The following is a 2,862-nucleotide window of genomic DNA, read 5'->3' on the forward strand; positions in this document are numbered from 1 at the left end:
AATGGGTAAGCGGTGAAGGTAAAAAACCTGGTATTTATGTTAAAGAAGTTAAATATCATTTCAATGGATGGAAAGGTGACATATCGTCTGGTTTTACTGCAGATGGGGAATCTGAAGTGATTAATCGGTTCATTCCTTTTTTTGGGAGGGAGAATGGGGAGACACCCTCAGGACAAGGGGGTCCGGGATGGGAGGCTTACGTAGGTGCTGCTGCATCTACAGCAAGCGAAATGTACTATAGTAAAACATTTGGTACATGGATGGGCAAAAACTTTAAGATGTATAAACAGACTTGGGGCGGAAACGGTGTTACGGGAGGTAAAAACAAATTTGGCAAAACTACATCCAATGCAATCAAATGGGGCGGACGTGCTTTAGGCGCTTGGAATGCATATTCAATCCAACGAGATTATGCAGCTGGGGAGATGGGTACTGGTTGGATGATGGCAGAACAAGGTACTAATGCAGTTTCAATCTTTGGTGGTATTTATGGTGCTGCTTGGGGTGTTGGTTGGGAACTTGGTAGAGCTATTACAACAATTGATGCATATCAGGAATTTAAGTTTAATTTTTGGTATAATCGAATGGAGAATGCAATAGGGCCACCATCCCCATTAAATGAAGGTATGTGGTATGATTTCTTTAATAATTATGGACGATGATTAATGTTTTTTATTATTACTATTACCTTTTTTACACAAAGGTATTGCCAGATAACCAACCTCATTCAACGGTTGTTTTTACATTAAGTTTTTCATTATCACTTATAATAAATGGTTTGATTAGTGTAATAATTGCTTATTTGGCTAATTATAACATGTCAAACTATATAATGGTAGGAATATTTGTTGCAATAATGGTTGTGAATTATTTAGTGTTTTATAGGACAGGAAAAGGGAAACGATTGGTAGAAGAAAAACCAAAGTTCTTTAATAATCATCGACTATCTATTTTTCTTACCCTTCTGTTTTTCTTAATAACAACATCGTTTCTTTTTTGGGGACCAATTTATATAAAGTATATTTTGAATGCGAGATGAGATAAGCAAAAAGCCCGGCAAGTCCGGGCTTTTCTTATAATAACAAGCATTGTAGTTTGCTTTTGGCAAAGAATGCATCAAGCATTGCGTACACATGGCTTTTATTCAATTTTTTGCTATATTTGAACGTGTTTTATTTGGATGTAACAAAACAAACCCATGCAAGCCCGGTTAGCACCACCCGACCCCTTCATCCCCGATGCCACGGCAACCCAAAGCTATAACCGCTACAGCTACTGCATCAACAACCCACTCAAATATACCGACCCAAGCGGATACATTGATAAACCTGCTGACTGGAACAAGGGCATCAGCGGGGCTTTGTACGTAAATCCATATTTCAATGGCGGATTTACACATTTTGTCCCAGGTTCAGGTAATCACTGGAGTGATCAATATCGCACAAGTGATGGTAATTGGATGCTTGGCAACCACGCTACCTATGACAGGTTGTATGGAAGTGGAATGTTTGATCATGTAACTGGCTTTTTCTCCGGTGAAATCCCAACCTTTGTTTGGAACCCAACAGCAGGAGACGAAGTTTACAGAGAAACGCTTGGCAATAATGTAAATATTTATTATTCCGGCGCTTGGAGACAATCAATGTACAAATGGGGAACTGTTACTTGTCCTTTCGTCTCTGACGGTGTGGACGCAGGGCATGGGAGCAATGAATTTGAATTAGGTCCAGTGGGAATTGGATTAAGTATTTCTTATGGATGGCCAGAGTGGTTAACAGGCAAAAGAATAGCTGGTGGTTTTGAAATTGGAATTGTTGCAGATAATCGTTTGCTTGGAATTGGGATATATATTACAACAAAAAAGCCGCATTCTAATAACAACCCACTTAGTTTCGGTCTTGCGCCAGAAGTTTTTTATACTCAAACATCTTCCAAAAATCAAATTAATATTGATAATTTAAAGGGGCAATCGATCGAATTCATGGGAGGTGCTGGCCCTATTGGATTTTCATACGGATATGACATTGGTGGGACATATCAGATGTTCACAGGAAGTGCTTTTGGGAAAGGAATTGATATTGGATATGGAACCTGGGATAACCAGACTAATGTTCATACAGCTCATGATTTAGTTAATTTTATAACTGGATTATTCAACTAATTAATTTAATAACAAGTATTTATAATGAGAATTATTACCTGGCCTAAATGGTATATTTACTTTTCAATTTTAATTGCAGTTGTATTCTTTATTTATCATTTTCGTTCTCCTTCAAACATTAGAAATGAGAAATTCAAACGAGATGTTAGAATAGAGTTTAATGGTCATGTTATAGGTAAATATATTGATATTAATAATCATAATTACAAAATTTGTCTTATTCAAAGTAATACCGATACTATTAGATTTTTACTAAATTTCGATATAAGTGGTTTATTTAACTATGCTAATGTTGGTGATTCAATTATTAAAAATAAAGATGAGTCTAAAATTGTAATTATCAGGAATAATGTCATTAAAGAGTTTTTTTTAAAATATGAATAGAGATTAAACTGTTTAGACTTGAAGTAAAGCCAATGCTGGCGCCCCCCCTGGCGCGGATTTGCAACCGACCGCAGGGAGCTCAGCGAAGCCAATCCGTGCCTCAGCCAGAGGTGGTAAAGCAAATAATTTTAGGATGAATTTTTTAATAATTTGGCGCTTATTGTAGTTGAACACATGGTATAAGGCTTTTATACCTAGTAAGAATGCTTATTTTTGGTTGTGGAAAAATCGTCATTCATGCATGTTGTAACATCCTTTCCTTTCATAGCCGCGGCATTTCCAATTGACATGACGAAACGTATTGCGCCAACAACTAT

At 36.9% G+C, this 2,862-nt stretch carries 3 protein-coding genes; all 3 read left to right on the forward strand.

Features of this window, described 5'->3' with window-relative positions; all coding sequences use genetic code 11:
• Positions 1-662: hypothetical protein (locus KKG99_06285; protein MBU1012593.1), on the forward strand; the 662-nt coding region annotated here is incomplete at its 5' end.
• Between the two features lie 536 nt (positions 663-1,198).
• Positions 1,199-2,161, forward strand: a complete 963-nt coding sequence (locus KKG99_06290; protein MBU1012594.1) for a hypothetical protein — start codon at positions 1,199-1,201, stop codon at positions 2,159-2,161.
• Between the two features lie 24 nt (positions 2,162-2,185).
• The gene (locus tag KKG99_06295; protein MBU1012595.1) at positions 2,186-2,545 is read left to right on the forward strand and encodes a hypothetical protein; all 360 of its coding nucleotides are present in this window, start codon (positions 2,186-2,188) and stop codon (positions 2,543-2,545) included.
• The last annotated feature ends 317 nt before the right edge of the window (positions 2,546-2,862 follow it).

Source organism: Bacteroidota bacterium (assembly GCA_018816945.1).
GTDB lineage: Bacteria > Bacteroidota > Bacteroidia > Bacteroidales.